This is a genomic window from Leptospira sp. WS58.C1 (genome assembly GCF_040833995.1).
Lineage (GTDB): Bacteria > Spirochaetota > Leptospiria > Leptospirales > Leptospiraceae > Leptospira_B > Leptospira_B cinconiae.
Window position 1 is genome coordinate 1793286 of record NZ_CP162137.1, and the last position, 13799, is coordinate 1807084.

Here is a 13799-nt window from a genome sequence, read left to right on the forward strand (position 1 = left end):
GAACCTTATTCGGGTGAGAATAGATAATGCAATTTATGGTCCGGAGAGATACGGAAAGGTAATAATGATTCCAATATCGTAGGACCGGTGCCGGTATCGCTATCTATCTGGTAGAAGTTTTCCGGCTGAGCTCCTTTATAAGAATAGAAAACGATCCTTGGAGTTTGCGAAGATGAAGCTCTATAACCCGGAAGTTTGGTCACTTGCACTACCGCGTCTTCGAAATAACCGATAGAATCTATGAGTCCGGTTTCCAACGCTTGGTTTGCAGAGTAAATTCTTCCATCGGCTAGTTTTCTAAGTTCCGATTCCTTTAATTTAGGTCTTCCTTTTTTGATAATACTCAAAAACCTTTCGTAATTCTCCATGATAATGTCTTGGAAAACTTTCTTTTGTTCCGGAGTAAATTCTTCTACAGGATTTCCGGTGGCCTTGTTCGGACCGGAACGGATCGTGCTGCTTTTAATTCCTAATTTATCCAATGCTTCCTTCGCATTGATCCCGAATCTAAGAACCCCGATGGATCCTGTGATCGTAGTCGGATGGGCCTGGATATGATCCGTGGCCATACTTAAATAATATGCACCGGAAGCTGCCGTGTCCATGAATAGGGAAAGAACAGGGACATTTTTCTTCTTTTTGAATTCTAAAATTTCATGATGGATTAGATCGCTTGCAGTTACAGATCCGCCGGGAGAATCTATTTTTAGGATCACTCCTTTGATCTCAGGATCTCTAGATGCCATGGACAAATAGGTTTTGACCCTGCTGACAATACTGTCCTTTTCTCCGGATAAAAGTCCGCCTGAGGATTTTTTATCGGAAATTTCGCCTTCGATCGGAATAAGTAGAATTTTATCAGGGCTATCCGTAGAAGAACCGGTGACTAATTTTTCTTTCGGGATAGGTGAAGTTTGGTTCGGAAACGAAAGGAACAAACATTGGCTTAAGAACAAGATTCCTAATACAAATAGTAGGGATTTGCGCAATAGGAATTTCATCTGAGAGCCTCGGGCCCATTCTGGGAGGCCTAGGTATCGCTTCAATTCCTTTCCATTTTGTTTGGCGCCCAAAAAAAAGTCTCAGATCCGTTTTTTACTTTCCCTCTCAGCTAGTTTTCCCAACCTCCTTCCCGCAATGTATGAATTTCGGACGGAGAACTCTCGTTTTTTGACCGACGGTACCCAATGGCTTTCCTGGGACTGGACCCATCCGATTACCAAGGAAAGTTTTCCCATCATTCTCCCGTATGATAAAAGTTTAAGTATATTCGAATCCGGTAATTTTCTCATGTTCCCTTGGGTGAACCGCCATGCATCCTCCGAATTCGTTCTAAACGGAAAAGAGTGGCATGCAAAGGAATTGATCCGTGATTCCAACGGCTTTCCGGTTCACGGTTTAGTACATTCTTTAGAAAGAAAAGTTTTGAAACTCAAGAATAACCAGAAGGGTGCGGAGTTCAGAGTGATCTTCCCGGAAGAATGGAAGGATTCTCCGCTTTCCGGAGTTGCCATCCGAGAAGAATATTCAGTCGAAGAGACTTCTTCCGGGACTCTTCTAAGTGTGAAGACTCGATTTAATAATTTAAGATCCGATTCTATCCGATTTGCATACGGTTATCACCCGTACCTAAATTTAGGAAAAAATGATGAAGATTGGAAACTACATATACAGTTGGATAAAAATTTGGAATTAGGGGAGAACTTAGTTCCGATCCAACCTTTGCTTTCCAATCCAATTTCTTCCATTTTGGATGGAGAAAAGATCCCGAACCTAGATCATTTATTCTACGGGAAAGAACCGAGAGTAATTTTGGAAAACCGTATCAAAAAGTACTCTATCACAGTTTTAAGTCCTCCACCGGAAGAAGGACAAATACCATTAAAGTATTATCAAATTTATACAAAACCGGATCGTTCCGCGATCGCTGTCGAACCTTGTAGCTCGCCGGGTAATGCACTTTTGTCCGGACAGGATCTAAAAGAGCTAAAAGGTCACTCCGAGGCATTCGGAGAATTCAGGATTTTGGTGAGATCGTTATGATTCGGCCGTATAATCGCTTTCTTCTTGACAAGGAAGGGGTCATTTTCAGTCTAAGTTTTAGGGGAGATTCCACGCCGTGAGTAAACCGTTAATCGTACAAAGTGATAAGACTATGCTTTTAGAGGTGGACAATCCTGAATTCGAAGCCTGCCAGCTAGTCGTATCCAAATTCGCGGAGTTAGAAAAAAGTCCCGAATATCTACACACTTATAGAATTTCTCCTCTTTCCTTGTGGAATGCCGCATCGATTAAGATGAGCGCAGATGAGATCGTAGAATGTTTAGAAAAATATTCTAGATACTCCGTTCCGAAAAACGTAGTCAACGAGATCAGAGAGCAGATCGGAAGATACGGAAAAGTAAAACTGGTCAAGGAAGAGAACGGAGATCTTTGTATCATCTCCAATGAAAAAGGATTTTTGCAAGAGATCTCTAATCATAGAGCGGTCCAGCCGTATATCGAAAAGACAGAGAACGAAAAGATCTATATCAAAAAGGAATTCAGAGGTCATATCAAACAGGCTCTGATCAAGATCGGTTTCCCTGTAGAGGACCTTGCAGGTTACGACGAGGGAAACAAATACGGATTCAATCTCAGGCCAACTACCAAGTCGGGTAGAAAGTTCGGAATGAGAGACTACCAAAGAGCCTCTGTGGAAGTTTTCCATGCGGGTGGTGGTAACGAAGGTGGATCCGGAGTGGTAGTTCTTCCTTGCGGTGCGGGGAAAACGATCGTAGGGATCGGTGTGATGCAGATCGTGGGAGCGGAAACTCTTATCCTGGTCACAAACACACTTTCTATCCGTCAGTGGAAAAACGAAATTTTAGACAAAACCGATATTCCTGAATCGGATATCGGGGAATATTCCGGAGAAGTGAAGGAGATCAAACCGATCACCATCGCGACTTATAATATTCTAACGCATAGAAAGAAGAAGGGTGGGGATTTCACCCATTTCCATCTATTCAGTGCGAATAACTGGGGACTCATCGTGTATGACGAGGTTCACTTACTTCCTGCTCCTGTCTTCAGAATGACTTCCGAATTACAGGCAAAAAGAAGATTGGGACTTACCGCAACTCTAGTCCGAGAAGACGGACTGGAAGAGGACGTATTCAGTTTGATCGGACCTAAAAAGTACGATGTGCCTTGGAAGGAATTGGAAAGCAAATCCTGGATCGCGGAAGCAAAATGTAAAGAGATCCGTGTATCTATGGAAGACGATCTTCGTATGAGATATTCTATCGCAGACGATAGGGAGAAATTCCGTCTCGCCTCCGAAAATCCGGAGAAATTGAAAGCGATCGGCATGATCATGAAAAAACACTCCGAGTCGCATCTGCTCGTGATCGGACAATACATCAATCAGTTGGAAGAAATCTCTAAAACATTCAAAATTCCACTGATTACCGGAAAAACTCCTTTGGGAGAAAGACAGGAATTGTACGATGCGTTCAGATCGGGTAGGATCAAGTCACTTGTTGTGAGTAAGGTTGCAAACTTCTCCATCGACCTACCGGATGCGAATATCGCCATCCAGGTTTCCGGAACTTTCGGTTCTCGTCAGGAAGAGGCACAGCGTCTTGGCCGGATCTTAAGACCGAAAGGTGAGGACAATACTGCGGTTTTCTATTCTTTGATCTCGAGAGATACGAACGAAGAAAGATTCGGTCAGAATAGACAACTTTTCCTTACGGAACAAGGATACGAATACGAAATATACACTCTAGACCAATTCAGAGAATCCCTCGAAGAAAAAGTCGGAGCTTAAATAAAAAGAGAGGTCCAAATGGAATGGAACGCAAGAAGGCTAGATGTGATCGAGCCTTCACCCACCCTAGCAATCAGCGCTAAGGCGGCAGAACTAAAAAAGAAAGGCGAAGACATCGTTAGTTTCGGCGCGGGAGAGCCCGACTTCGAGACACCGGCCCATATTAAAGAGGCTGCTAAAAAGGCGATCGATAAGGGTCAGACCCGATACACTGCCGTTTCCGGTACGGTGGAACTCCGAGACGCAATCATCACTAAATTCAAAAGAGATAATGGACTGGAATATACCAGAAACCAGATCATTGTAGGAACAGGCGGTAAGCAGGTTATCTATAATTTCTTCTTAGCTACCTTAAACCCTGGAGACGAGGTCGTGATCCCGGCTCCCTATTGGGTAAGCTATGCGGATATTGTACGCCTTGCGGAAGGTAAGGCAGTCATAGTTCCTACTAGCAAAGAAGATAATTTCCGTATTTCTCCAGCCCAATTAGAAAAAGCGATCACACCTAAAACAAAGGTAGTGGTAATCAATTCTCCTTCTAACCCGACCGGCTCCGCATATTCGAGAAAGGAATTGGAAGCCATCGGAGAAGTGATCTTAAAGCATAAGGTCATGGTTTTAAGCGACGATATTTATGAGAGTATCGTTTTTGACGGATTCCAATTTTCGAATCTGGCAATGCTTTCTCCCGAACTAAAGGAACTTACATTCGTTGCGAATGGTGTATCCAAAGCATACTCTATGACAGGTTGGAGGATCGGTTACGGTGCAGGACCTTTGCATATTATCCAGAACATGGATACCATCCAAAGCCAGTCCACATCCAATCCTTCTTCTATCTCTCAAGCTGCCGCAGAAGCTGCACTTACAGGAGACCAGGCTTGTGTAGGCGAGATGGCAAAAGCATTCCAAAAGAGAAGGGATTTGATCGTAGGACTTTTAAACGTAATCCCGGGTGTGGAAGTAAATATGCCTCAAGGTGCATTTTATGTATTCCCTTACCTCACAGGAGTTTACGAAACGGAAGGTTTTAAAAAATTGCAGGCTACTAGTTCGGAGAAAAGCAAGAGTAAATTATTCTGCGCTCATCTTTTAGATAAGTATAAAGTGGCCGCAGTTCCGGGAATCGCATTCGGGGACGATAATGCACTTCGTCTATCTTATGCCATGGGAGAAGAAGATATCAAAAAAGGTGTCTCTCGTATCTCCGAAATGGTAAAGGACTTGTCCCTTTAAAAGAATGTATTTGCGACGGTTAGTAGTTCTCATACTGATCGTAAGCTGTACATTCTCCATTTTTGCGCAAGGCAGAAAGCAGTACATCGTTTTGGATCCGGGAACCGAGCTCTATCTGTTCCCGGAAAAAAAATCGGAAGTATTACGCAAACTTTCCTTCGGAGAGATACTCTCTTCTGAAAATCAAAAAGAAGCAGACTCTAAATTCCAATTACTTACGGACAAGGATGGACTCACCGGTTGGGTGGATTCCCGTGCTTTATTTAGAATGGGAAGTAAAGGAAGTTATCCTGTCATCACTAAGGCAATTGAAAAACTACTTTACCAAGATTCAGGACCGAACGAATTAGAATCCGTTTTTACCTATTTAACAAAAATAGAAGAAGGTCCTATCTTCCAAGGAAACGAGTATTTATTCCTGAAAATCCGTAGGTTAGTGGTTCTACAAAGATACGCGGAAGTTTTACAATCCCCTGAATACAGATCTAAAGCCAGACAAAAGCTGGAAGATCTTTTGAAGAACAATCCCGCGGAACTCGGAGTATATTCCAAAACAGGAAACTGGACGGATACACTTTCCAATGCACCGGAAGGATCTAAATTAAAAGTCAGACCGGAAACTTTTTGGAAAGTAGCGGAAGCGTACCCGAATTCCAAACCGGGTGACTTTGCAGCATACCTGGCCGTAAAATACACGCCCGAGGTCAGATGTGGAAGAGACCCGATCTGCGTTTTGCAAGACGAAGAAAACCGCAGACTAAAATATCTACTTTTACAACCGAACGGGAACTATGCTCCTATCTTCTCTTCCCATTTGGAAAAGAGACTCCTTCATTTTTCCAAGGATAGGGAAACCTTGGTTTGTGATACCAAACTTCCTAAAGAAGCAGTGCTCAAAAATTTCAGGAATAAAGTGCAAGAACTCCCTGCAAGATATGGAAAAAAGTTCTATTCCAAACTCAGAGTGATAGAAGAGGAATGTTTAAAGAAGTGAAACTTTTCTTTAAAGAATATCCACCCAAAGAAACGGCAACTCTTACCACTCCTATCTTAATTTTACACGGGTTATTCGGTTCTTCCAAAAACTGGGTCAGTGTTTCCGATTTTTTAAGCAAGTATTCCAAAGTGTACAGCCTAGATCTTAGAAACCACGGAGATTCTCCACATTCTTCGGAACATTCTTTGAGTGTAATGGCGGAAGATATAAAAGAATTTTTAGAGGATCACGGACTTGAGAAAGTGATTCTACTTGGGCATTCCATGGGCGGCCTAGTCGCCATGACATTCACACTCAGGTATCCTGAAAAAGTAGAAGACCTGGTCATCCAGGATATCGCTCCCAGAGATTATGATTTCAAGTATGAAGGGGAACTTACACTTTTAAGAACCGATCTTTCTTCCTTTAAAAATAGACAGGAAATAGATTCGGCTACTTCTCAGTTCGTTACAAATCCGTTTATCCGGAATTTTTTACTCATGAACCTGGACCGAGCCGAATCCGGACAGTATCGTTGGAAATTGAATGTGGATGCCATCTCTCGCTCCAAAAATATGTTCCGTTCGGAGTTTTCCGGAAGAGTCAATCAATATTCCGGAAAAGTAATATTTATCATAGGGGGCGATTCCGAATATTTCCATACAAGCGATAAGATCGTATGTTTGGAGTATTTTCCAAACGCTATGTTTGAGACGATTCCCGGCGGGGATCATTATATCCATTTTACGAAGGCGGAAGAATTTCGAAAGATACTCGCTTCCTTTATGGATTCTATCGTTTCCGGTTCGGAAAAATAAATCCTGCGAATAACGCGAAAGTCCAGAATAAGACCATTCCAAGCGGAACAAGAACCGTAAAATTATAGTTTTTTACCGTTCCTGAAATCCCGGTCACCAAGATAGAGCCTGCTAACGCAATCGCCAAACCCAGATCCGAAACAATGACCCTTTTTCTTAAGAACGGGATTACTTCCGTTAAAAATACGGCAACCATAGAACCTACGGTAAATGAGGAAATTTTTAATCCTAACTCTAGGAGTCCTTTTGTATAATTTTCTGGTAGGGAAAAAAAGAAGAAGGAACTAAAAAAAAGTAAGATCCCGAAGAATAGAGAAGAAAGCTTTTGTCCTCCTAGATTCCAACCGAAATCCGCTTTTGCAGTAAGTGAAAGGGAATTTATCGAACTGGATAATGTTGACATAGTAGATGCCAATATCCCGGAAAGTAGAAGTCCTAAAAACGGGGTAGGAACTTCTTCTATTAGAAATTTGGAAAATACCTTGTCTTGAACGATTGTTTGTCCGTTAAATTTGTAGAATAAGAATGTCCCGATTCCTAAAAATAAGATCATCTGAAAAAATACCGCGATACCCGAGCTAATCATCGCCTTTTGGGCATCTTTTACGTTTCTTGCAGCAAGTGATCTTTGGATAAACATCTGGTCCGCACCGTGAGTTCCTAAGCTGAGTAATGCCCCACCCAAAACAGCCCAAGGCAGGAAGTAAGTCGCGGAAGGATTTTCCCATTCTAGAACTTTCAGTTTGTTTCCTTCCCAAGCGGAAGTGAGAACCGTTACAGGGTCGGGACTTGATTGGTAGAGTAGAAGTAATGCGAATACTCCTCCGAATACATAAACAAAATATTGTAATGTATCCACCCATACGACCGATCTGAATCCACCTTGCATCGTGTATAAAACGGTGATCAAGGTTACGATCGCTAAGGTCCAAACTCCGATCGAGTATTGATTGAATGTATACGGTAGAATTTTAGGAAGTCCTAATTCTAATAACATTGCCACTGGAAGTGTAGACGCGTAAAGTCTGACCCCATCGCCTAAGATCCGGGTTACGGAAAAAAGCCCCGACATTGTTTTTTGGGATCTTCTTCCGAATCTGGTCCCCACCCACTCATACACGGAAAGAAAATTATGATGATAGGTAAGTGGAATGAGAACTAAGGCGACAACCGTTCTTCCTAAAATATATCCGAAGACAACTTGCAAAAATGTGAAGTTTCCCGCATAAGCAATTCCTGGTACGGAAAGAAAGGTCAATGCAGAGGTTTCCGTCGCTACAATGGAAAGTGAAAGCGGAACCCAAGAAAGAGATCTGTTCGCTAAGAAGAATTCCTTGGATTCGGAACTTTTACGTCCGGATTTGAAACCGGAGTAGAGAATGATCCCAAAATAGAAAAATAAAACCAAAGCGTCTGACCAAGCAAATTGCATACGCGAGCATTCTTTCTTCCGGGAGACTAAGCGCAAATCAGAATTCTTTTTGTTTTAGAAAAGCAAATGACGATCGGACAATTTCCCAAAAGATGGCAGAAAATCCGGATACTCGGTTATGAGCGCGCCAAAGTACAAATTCCAGATTAAGGTCCCGGGAACTTCCGCTAATTTAGGTTCCGGTTTCGATCTATTGGGATTGGCCTTCCAGATTTACAATGAGTTCAGTTTTGAATTCGGAAAAACTACCGAGTTTAAAAGAAAGATCAAAGGTTCTTCCGCTCCTGTATTTACCGATGAGGAGGACTTAGTTTTACAATCTTATAAAACGTATTTTTCCATATTTGTTTCTCCGCAAACCGTGTCCGCTGCTTCTCCTATTCCTTATTCCGTGACTATGGAGCTTGGACTTCCTTTAAAGGGCGGTTTGGGTTCGAGTGCAAGCGCCGTGGTTGCGGGATTTTCTGCCGCAAGGTTTGCGCAAAGTGTGTATTTTCCGGATACAAAACTTCCGAGTGAGTCTGAGTTCTTGTATCAGCTCGCATTATTAGAGGGTCATCCGGATAATACAACTCCCGCATATTTAGGCGGATTCGTTTTCTCTTATTTTGCCGAGGAGAAACTATATTATTTTAAAAGAAAGTTCCCTAAAAATATACATTGTTTCTTTCTCATTCCCGAATTAGAGATCGCGACCAATCATTCCAGGAAATGCCTTCCGGATACGTATCCGGTTTCCGATATCATTTTTAATATGAGTAGAATTTCCACTTGGTGGGAGTTCTTAGAATCCGGAGAACCTGGACTTCTCAAAAGAGCTTTGGAAGATAAGATCCATACTCCGTATAGAATGAATTCCGAATTTCCACTTTTACCGTTGGTAGAAGAGATCCAGAAATTTTCGATCGGTGTTTCGCTTTCCGGGAGTGGTCCTGCCGTTCTAATTTATACCAGAAGAAAGGATTCCAAAAGGCTGGAGAAAAAATTCTCAGAGATTACGAAACAATTTACTGAAAAATCGGGGATTTCTTGCAGATTAGTGCGACTTTCTCCGGATACAACCGGTGCGAAGATAACTTTTAAAAAAATATCTTAATCTTCTTCCGAAGCTCTTTCTTTTCCGAAAGAATACAGACCTTTTTTATCTCTGGATCTGGTGGCAAGCCCAGGATGGATCTTTGCGACGGAGAATACGAATCTCATTCTTTCTTTTCCTAACTTATTCATAAAGAAGTTGGAAGTGAGTCCTATCTCGAAGTATTGGGTCATACGATCTTTGATGATCTTGTCCGAGATCCTGAAAGACGCGGTTTGTCCTATGATCTCATGACTTTCCAGTTTTTCCTGGGATTCCATTTTGGCGAAATGTTGCATACGAGGAGGTTTCATAATCGCAGGGCCTGAGCGATTGATTAGAATATCGTAATCTTCCGTATCTTTCCCTTTTTTTAAAACGAATACAAGATGTTCGTCCTGTATGGACTTGCAGAGGGTAGGGATATCTCCGTAAACTTGGCCTACCGAAAATTTATAAATTCTTGTACTTTCCGGAACTACGATCTCGTAGATGTCTCCTTCTTCAGGAGGGTCCATTTGGCCTGGACGTGTTTTGGCGGCGTAAGGACGTAGTACTTCCCAATAAAAAAAGAATCCCATTCCTGAAACTGCAATGAGTGTCAGGACACCTAAGGCTAAATCCAGTTTAGGTGAAAATACAAGGCCTAACTCGAAAGCCAATTTTTATCCTTTTAGATCTATTTTACCGCGACCGGTTTTCGTTTCGGAGAAGGAGCTAAATCTGGAACTTACGATCATAGATAAAAGATCTTTCATTTGTTCCGGGCTGATCACTTGACTCATTCTTTCCTCTGCACTTACTGGGCTCGGTTTCATTACCAATTCATCCGTTCCAAGCTCATTTTTGAGTTTGATTCCTTTCCAATCGGCGCCTTGGATCTCCAGGACGTCGCCGACAGGTTCTAGTTCGGGTTTCGTTTCTTTCTGCACCGGAGACCAAGTCGCCGGATACTGTCCCGAATGTATCCCATTTATGTTCATAAACCTAAACCTCCGTTTTCAGGTCCCTATTAATTCCTATCGGAAATCCAATCGCTTGCTTAATTTTTTTTCGAAATAATTCCTTTATAAGAGTGAATTTGAACTGTTTTTTTCTCAGGGATTCGAATGGATTTCGGCCTGTTTCAGCCCCTGAATTATTCGTTTGCCTCCATTACTCAGCTTTCTAAATTGGCAGCTAGGGGAACTTTTCTCCCCTTGGAAAGGATATTATGTCTGAAGAAACTTCTTCCGCTCAGTTCGATCGACTTTTCGGTCAGAAATTCAAGGATGTAATTCCTTGGATCTTTTTAGCTTACGTTCTATTATCGATTTATCCTATTGTGAAGTTCTTTCTCCCGGAACATTATATGAGGATCGGAACATTCGGATTTTATACTCTTTCGGATGTAAAAAGGGAGAACCCGGCTGCTTATCGTAAGTATTTGCAAGAAAACAACCAGCAGATGTACAGACTTTTCTCCCAACTTGCTTCCCAAGAGATCCTAAAAAAAGAAGCGGCCGATAGAGGAGTTCCTGTGGAAGAACTGACTAAGTTCGGAAGAGGTTACGAGCCTGTGCAGGACGAAATTATTGCAGCTTATAATCAATTTAAGAATGAGCCTAGCTTAAAAGGTAAACCTTTAGCTGCTGTTCAAGACGAGATCGTAAAATATTTAAAAGCGGTTCAGGCTGATAGAGAAAGACAATCCTTCTTCGGAAGAATGAGAGAACAATACAATACCGAGATTATCGGACCGGAACTTCCTCCTCCTACCCGTGTTGTGATCGAGCCTAGTGAAAATCCAACCATTGGGCCTTCGGATGCAAAAGTTACAATCGTGGAATTTTCGGATTTCGAATGTCCTTACTGTGCTATGAGCCAAACCACAACTAAGGCTCTTAGAGAACAATATAAGGATAAAATAAAATGGGTCTTTAGGGATTTTCCTATGGATTTCCATAGAAATGCAATGTTTGCTCACGTTGCTGCAAACTGTTCTATTCCTCAGGGAAAATACTGGCAATACAATAGTCTCCTTTTCGAAAACGGAAGAAAATTAGAAAAAGCGAATGTGATCCGATTGGCACAACAAGTCGGTTTGGACATGGGAGCGTTCAATCGTTGTATCGCAGACGAAGACAAGATCAAAAGCGAGATCGAAGCGGATATGGAGGCAGGACAAAGTTACGGTGTGAATGGAACACCTGCATTCTTCATTAACGGTATTTTAGTGGAAGGCAATATGCCGATCCAAAATTTCACGAAAATCATCGACGAAGAGCTGAAAAACAACTAAGCTCAAGTATATAAAAAGTTAGGAGTTTCAAATGGCAAAAACAGTTAAGGTAGCAGTTACGGGTGCCGCAGGGCAGATCGGATATTCTCTATTATTCAGGATCGCCTCCGGTCAAATGTTCGGTGCGGATACTCCCGTAGAGATCCAAATGTTGGAACTGGAGGCTGCTCTTCCTGCAGCTAAAGGTGTGATCATGGAATTGGAAGACTGCGCCTTTCCTCTTTTGCAAAAAGTAAGTGTTTCCGCGGATCTGGATGTAGCTTTTAAAGATATCAATTGGGCGCTACTCGTCGGTTCCGTTCCAAGAAAAGCGGGAATGGAAAGAAGCGACCTTCTCAAAATTAACGGTGGGATTTTCGTAAACCAAGGAAAAGCGATCGAAAAGAACGCCGCTTCCGATGTAAGGGTTTTAGTAGTAGGTAATCCTTGTAATACGAACTGCCTTATCGCTATGAATAACGCGAAAGGAGTTCCTACTGAACGTTGGTTTGCAATGACCAAGTTGGATGAAAACCGTGCAAAATCCCAACTTGCGATCAAATCGGGAAATTTAGTTAAAGACGTTACAAATGTTGCAATCTGGGGAAACCACTCTTCCACTCAGTACCCTGATTTCTATAACGCAAAAATCGGCGGAAAAGTAGCAACAGACGTGATCAAAGACCATGATTGGTTAAAAGGCGATTTTATTAAGAACGTTCAACAACGTGGAGCGGAGATCATCAAAGCTAGAGGAGCTTCTTCCGCTGCATCTGCTGCAAATGGAGTTGTGGATACTGTTCGCCAGATCATCACTCCTACTCCTGCAGGAGATTGGTTCAGCGTAGCTGTGGCTTCCGACGGCTCTTACGGCGCGGACAAGGGACTCATTTTCGGATACCCTGTGAAATCCGATGGAACGAAAATTGAGATCGTTAAGGGATTGGAATTGAACGACTTTGCAAAAGAGAAGTTCAATATCACTCATGACGAACTTAAATCGGAAAGAGACGAAGTTAAAGGGATGTTATAATCCCTCGGAAATCCCGTGCAGGAATCTCCATCCACGAAACTTCCTTTCTTTTCGGAGCTTCCTGCCTTCTTTTCCAGGTTAGAATCTCATAATAGGATCCGAGTTTTGGATCCTCCTTCCGGCCTAGACCTATGCTCCAATGATTATTTGGGGCTTTCAAATCATCCTGAGATCATCCAAGCTTTAAAAGAAGGTATCGATATCTACGGTGCGGGTTCCACTGCAAGCCGTTTAGTTCGAGGTCATAGAAAGGTATTCGAGGAATTGGAAAACGATTTTTCGAACTGGGTCCACGCGGAAGATTCTCTCTTTTTTGCGAACGGATATGCCGCGAATTTAGGAGCGATTTCCTGTGTTGCCGATCCTTCTTATACGATCTTTTGTGATCGAAAAAATCATGCTTCTCTAATGGATGGGGTTCGGCTTTCCGGAGCAAAAAAAGTATATTATAAACATTCCGACCTAAACGATCTGGAAAACTCCTTAAAAAAATATTCCGGAACCAAACATAAAATGATCGTGACCGAGTCCGTATTCAGTATGGACGGTGACAAAACCGATATAAATGCACTCATTGATCTGAAAGAAAAATACGGTGCTATTCTCTACATTGATGAAGCACATGCAATCGGGCTCTTCGGGAAAGAAGGCGCGGGAGTTTCTTTAGAAGAAAAAATTTCCAGAGTTTCCGAAATAGATTTTAGAATGTCTACTTTTGGAAAAGCATTAGGGTTAGAAGGAGCAGTGATCTCCACAACTAAGGATGCTAGAAAGTATTTACTTCATTCCGCTCGGACTTTCGTGTTTTCGACCGGCCCACTTCCTGCGATCGCTCATGCGGGAAGGGTTGCAATACGTTTGGCAAAACGGATGGAGAATGAGAGAAGAATATTGGCGGAAAATTCCGAATTCTTTAGAACTTCTCTCCACCGGATAGGATATAATACAGGAAATTCTAATACTCAAATTGTACCGATACTTTTGGGTTCGGAAGAAGAAGCATTGGAACTTTCTTCTATTCTAGCCCGGAACGGATTCCAGGCCAAGGCAATCCGACCTCCAACGGTTGAAATTTCCAGGATCAGAGTCTCTCTCAATTCGAAGATCCAAAGAAATGATCTGGAAAAGTTTGTACAATTGATTCGGGAGAATTAG

At 42.3% G+C, this 13799-nt stretch carries 13 protein-coding genes; 9 read left to right on the forward strand and 4 right to left on the reverse strand.

The window, feature by feature from the left end; translation table 11 throughout:
• Positions 1-5: 5 nt before the first annotated feature.
• On the reverse strand, positions 6-1001 hold the full coding sequence (gene sppA / locus AB3N61_RS08135; RefSeq protein WP_367898996.1) for a signal peptide peptidase SppA: 996 nt from the start codon (positions 999-1001) through the stop codon (positions 6-8).
• A 169-nt stretch (positions 1002-1170) separates the two neighbouring features.
• Here sppA and AB3N61_RS08140 point away from each other — a divergent pair, with 169 nt between their 5' ends.
• From AB3N61_RS08140 to AB3N61_RS08160, 5 genes are all read left to right on the forward strand, one after another.
• Positions 1171-2043 carry an aldose 1-epimerase gene (locus AB3N61_RS08140; RefSeq protein WP_036088823.1) on the forward strand — a complete coding sequence of 291 codons (873 nt, stop codon included), beginning with the start codon at positions 1171-1173 and terminating at the stop codon, positions 2041-2043.
• A gap of 76 nt (positions 2044-2119) precedes the next feature.
• A complete protein-coding gene (locus tag AB3N61_RS08145) occupies positions 2120-3814 on the forward strand; it encodes a DNA repair helicase XPB (protein ID WP_367898997.1) in 1695 nt (564 codons plus the stop codon).
• An 18-nt stretch (positions 3815-3832) separates the two neighbouring features.
• Positions 3833-5050, forward strand: coding sequence for a pyridoxal phosphate-dependent aminotransferase (locus tag AB3N61_RS08150; protein WP_367898998.1), 1218 nt, complete (start codon positions 3833-3835; stop codon positions 5048-5050).
• 4 nt (positions 5051-5054) lie between these two features.
• Positions 5055-6044, forward strand: a complete 990-nt coding sequence (locus tag AB3N61_RS08155; protein WP_367898999.1) for an SH3 domain-containing protein — start codon at positions 5055-5057, stop codon at positions 6042-6044.
• On the forward strand, positions 6029-6844 hold the full coding sequence (locus AB3N61_RS08160; protein ID WP_367899000.1) for an alpha/beta fold hydrolase: 816 nt from the start codon (positions 6029-6031) through the stop codon (positions 6842-6844). The genes AB3N61_RS08155 and AB3N61_RS08160 overlap by 16 nt, the downstream gene beginning before the upstream one ends.
• On the opposite strand, the gene AB3N61_RS08165 is transcribed toward AB3N61_RS08160, so the two are convergent.
• The gene (locus tag AB3N61_RS08165; protein ID WP_367899001.1) at positions 6819-8276 is read right to left on the reverse strand and encodes a sodium:solute symporter family transporter; all 1458 of its coding nucleotides are present in this window, start codon (positions 8274-8276) and stop codon (positions 6819-6821) included. The two genes, AB3N61_RS08160 and AB3N61_RS08165, sit on opposite strands and share 26 nt — an antisense overlap.
• Before the next feature lie 118 nt (positions 8277-8394).
• Here AB3N61_RS08165 and thrB point away from each other — a divergent pair, with 118 nt between their 5' ends.
• The gene (gene thrB, locus AB3N61_RS08170) at positions 8395-9372 is read left to right on the forward strand and encodes a homoserine kinase (protein WP_367899002.1); all 978 of its coding nucleotides are present in this window, start codon (positions 8395-8397) and stop codon (positions 9370-9372) included.
• Here the strand turns inward: thrB and AB3N61_RS08175 are convergent.
• Positions 9369-10013 carry a hypothetical protein gene (locus tag AB3N61_RS08175; protein WP_020768139.1) on the reverse strand — a complete coding sequence of 215 codons (645 nt, stop codon included), beginning with the start codon at positions 10011-10013 and terminating at the stop codon, positions 9369-9371. The two genes, thrB and AB3N61_RS08175, sit on opposite strands and share 4 nt — an antisense overlap.
• A gap of 3 nt (positions 10014-10016) precedes the next feature.
• The gene (locus AB3N61_RS08180; protein WP_367899003.1) at positions 10017-10334 is read right to left on the reverse strand and encodes a hypothetical protein; all 318 of its coding nucleotides are present in this window, start codon (positions 10332-10334) and stop codon (positions 10017-10019) included.
• A gap of 230 nt (positions 10335-10564) precedes the next feature.
• Between AB3N61_RS08180 and AB3N61_RS08185 the strand changes: the two genes are divergently transcribed.
• Genes AB3N61_RS08185 through AB3N61_RS08195 form a run of 3 tightly spaced genes read left to right on the forward strand, consistent with a single transcriptional unit; the run spans position 10565 to position 13799 of the window.
• The gene (locus AB3N61_RS08185; RefSeq protein WP_367899004.1) at positions 10565-11632 is read left to right on the forward strand and encodes a DsbA family protein; all 1068 of its coding nucleotides are present in this window, start codon (positions 10565-10567) and stop codon (positions 11630-11632) included.
• A gap of 31 nt (positions 11633-11663) precedes the next feature.
• Positions 11664-12644, forward strand: a complete 981-nt coding sequence (locus AB3N61_RS08190) for a malate dehydrogenase (RefSeq protein WP_020768255.1) — start codon at positions 11664-11666, stop codon at positions 12642-12644.
• 15 nt (positions 12645-12659) lie between these two features.
• Complete coding sequence (locus AB3N61_RS08195; RefSeq protein ID WP_367899005.1) at positions 12660-13799, forward strand: aminotransferase class I/II-fold pyridoxal phosphate-dependent enzyme; 1140 nt, start codon at positions 12660-12662, stop codon at positions 13797-13799.

Bases quoted from the DNA above. Each gene is read 5' to 3' on its own strand.
- sppA (WP_367898996.1), bottom strand. From the start codon at position 1,001: ATGAAATTCCTATTGCGCAAATCCCTACTATTTGTATTAGGAATCTTG.
- AB3N61_RS08150 (WP_367898998.1), top strand. From the start codon at position 3,833: ATGGAATGGAACGCAAGAAGGCTAGATGTGATCGAGCCTTCACCCACC.
- AB3N61_RS08155 (WP_367898999.1), top strand. From the start codon at position 5,055: ATGTATTTGCGACGGTTAGTAGTTCTCATACTGATCGTAAGCTGTACA.
- AB3N61_RS08160 (WP_367899000.1), top strand. From the start codon at position 6,029: ATGTTTAAAGAAGTGAAACTTTTCTTTAAAGAATATCCACCCAAAGAA.
- AB3N61_RS08165 (WP_367899001.1), bottom strand. From the start codon at position 8,276: ATGCAATTTGCTTGGTCAGACGCTTTGGTTTTATTTTTCTATTTTGGG.
- thrB (WP_367899002.1), top strand. From the start codon at position 8,395: ATGAGCGCGCCAAAGTACAAATTCCAGATTAAGGTCCCGGGAACTTCC.
- AB3N61_RS08180 (WP_367899003.1), bottom strand. From the start codon at position 10,334: ATGAACATAAATGGGATACATTCGGGACAGTATCCGGCGACTTGGTCT.
- AB3N61_RS08185 (WP_367899004.1), top strand. From the start codon at position 10,565: ATGTCTGAAGAAACTTCTTCCGCTCAGTTCGATCGACTTTTCGGTCAG.
- AB3N61_RS08190 (WP_020768255.1), top strand. From the start codon at position 11,664: ATGGCAAAAACAGTTAAGGTAGCAGTTACGGGTGCCGCAGGGCAGATC.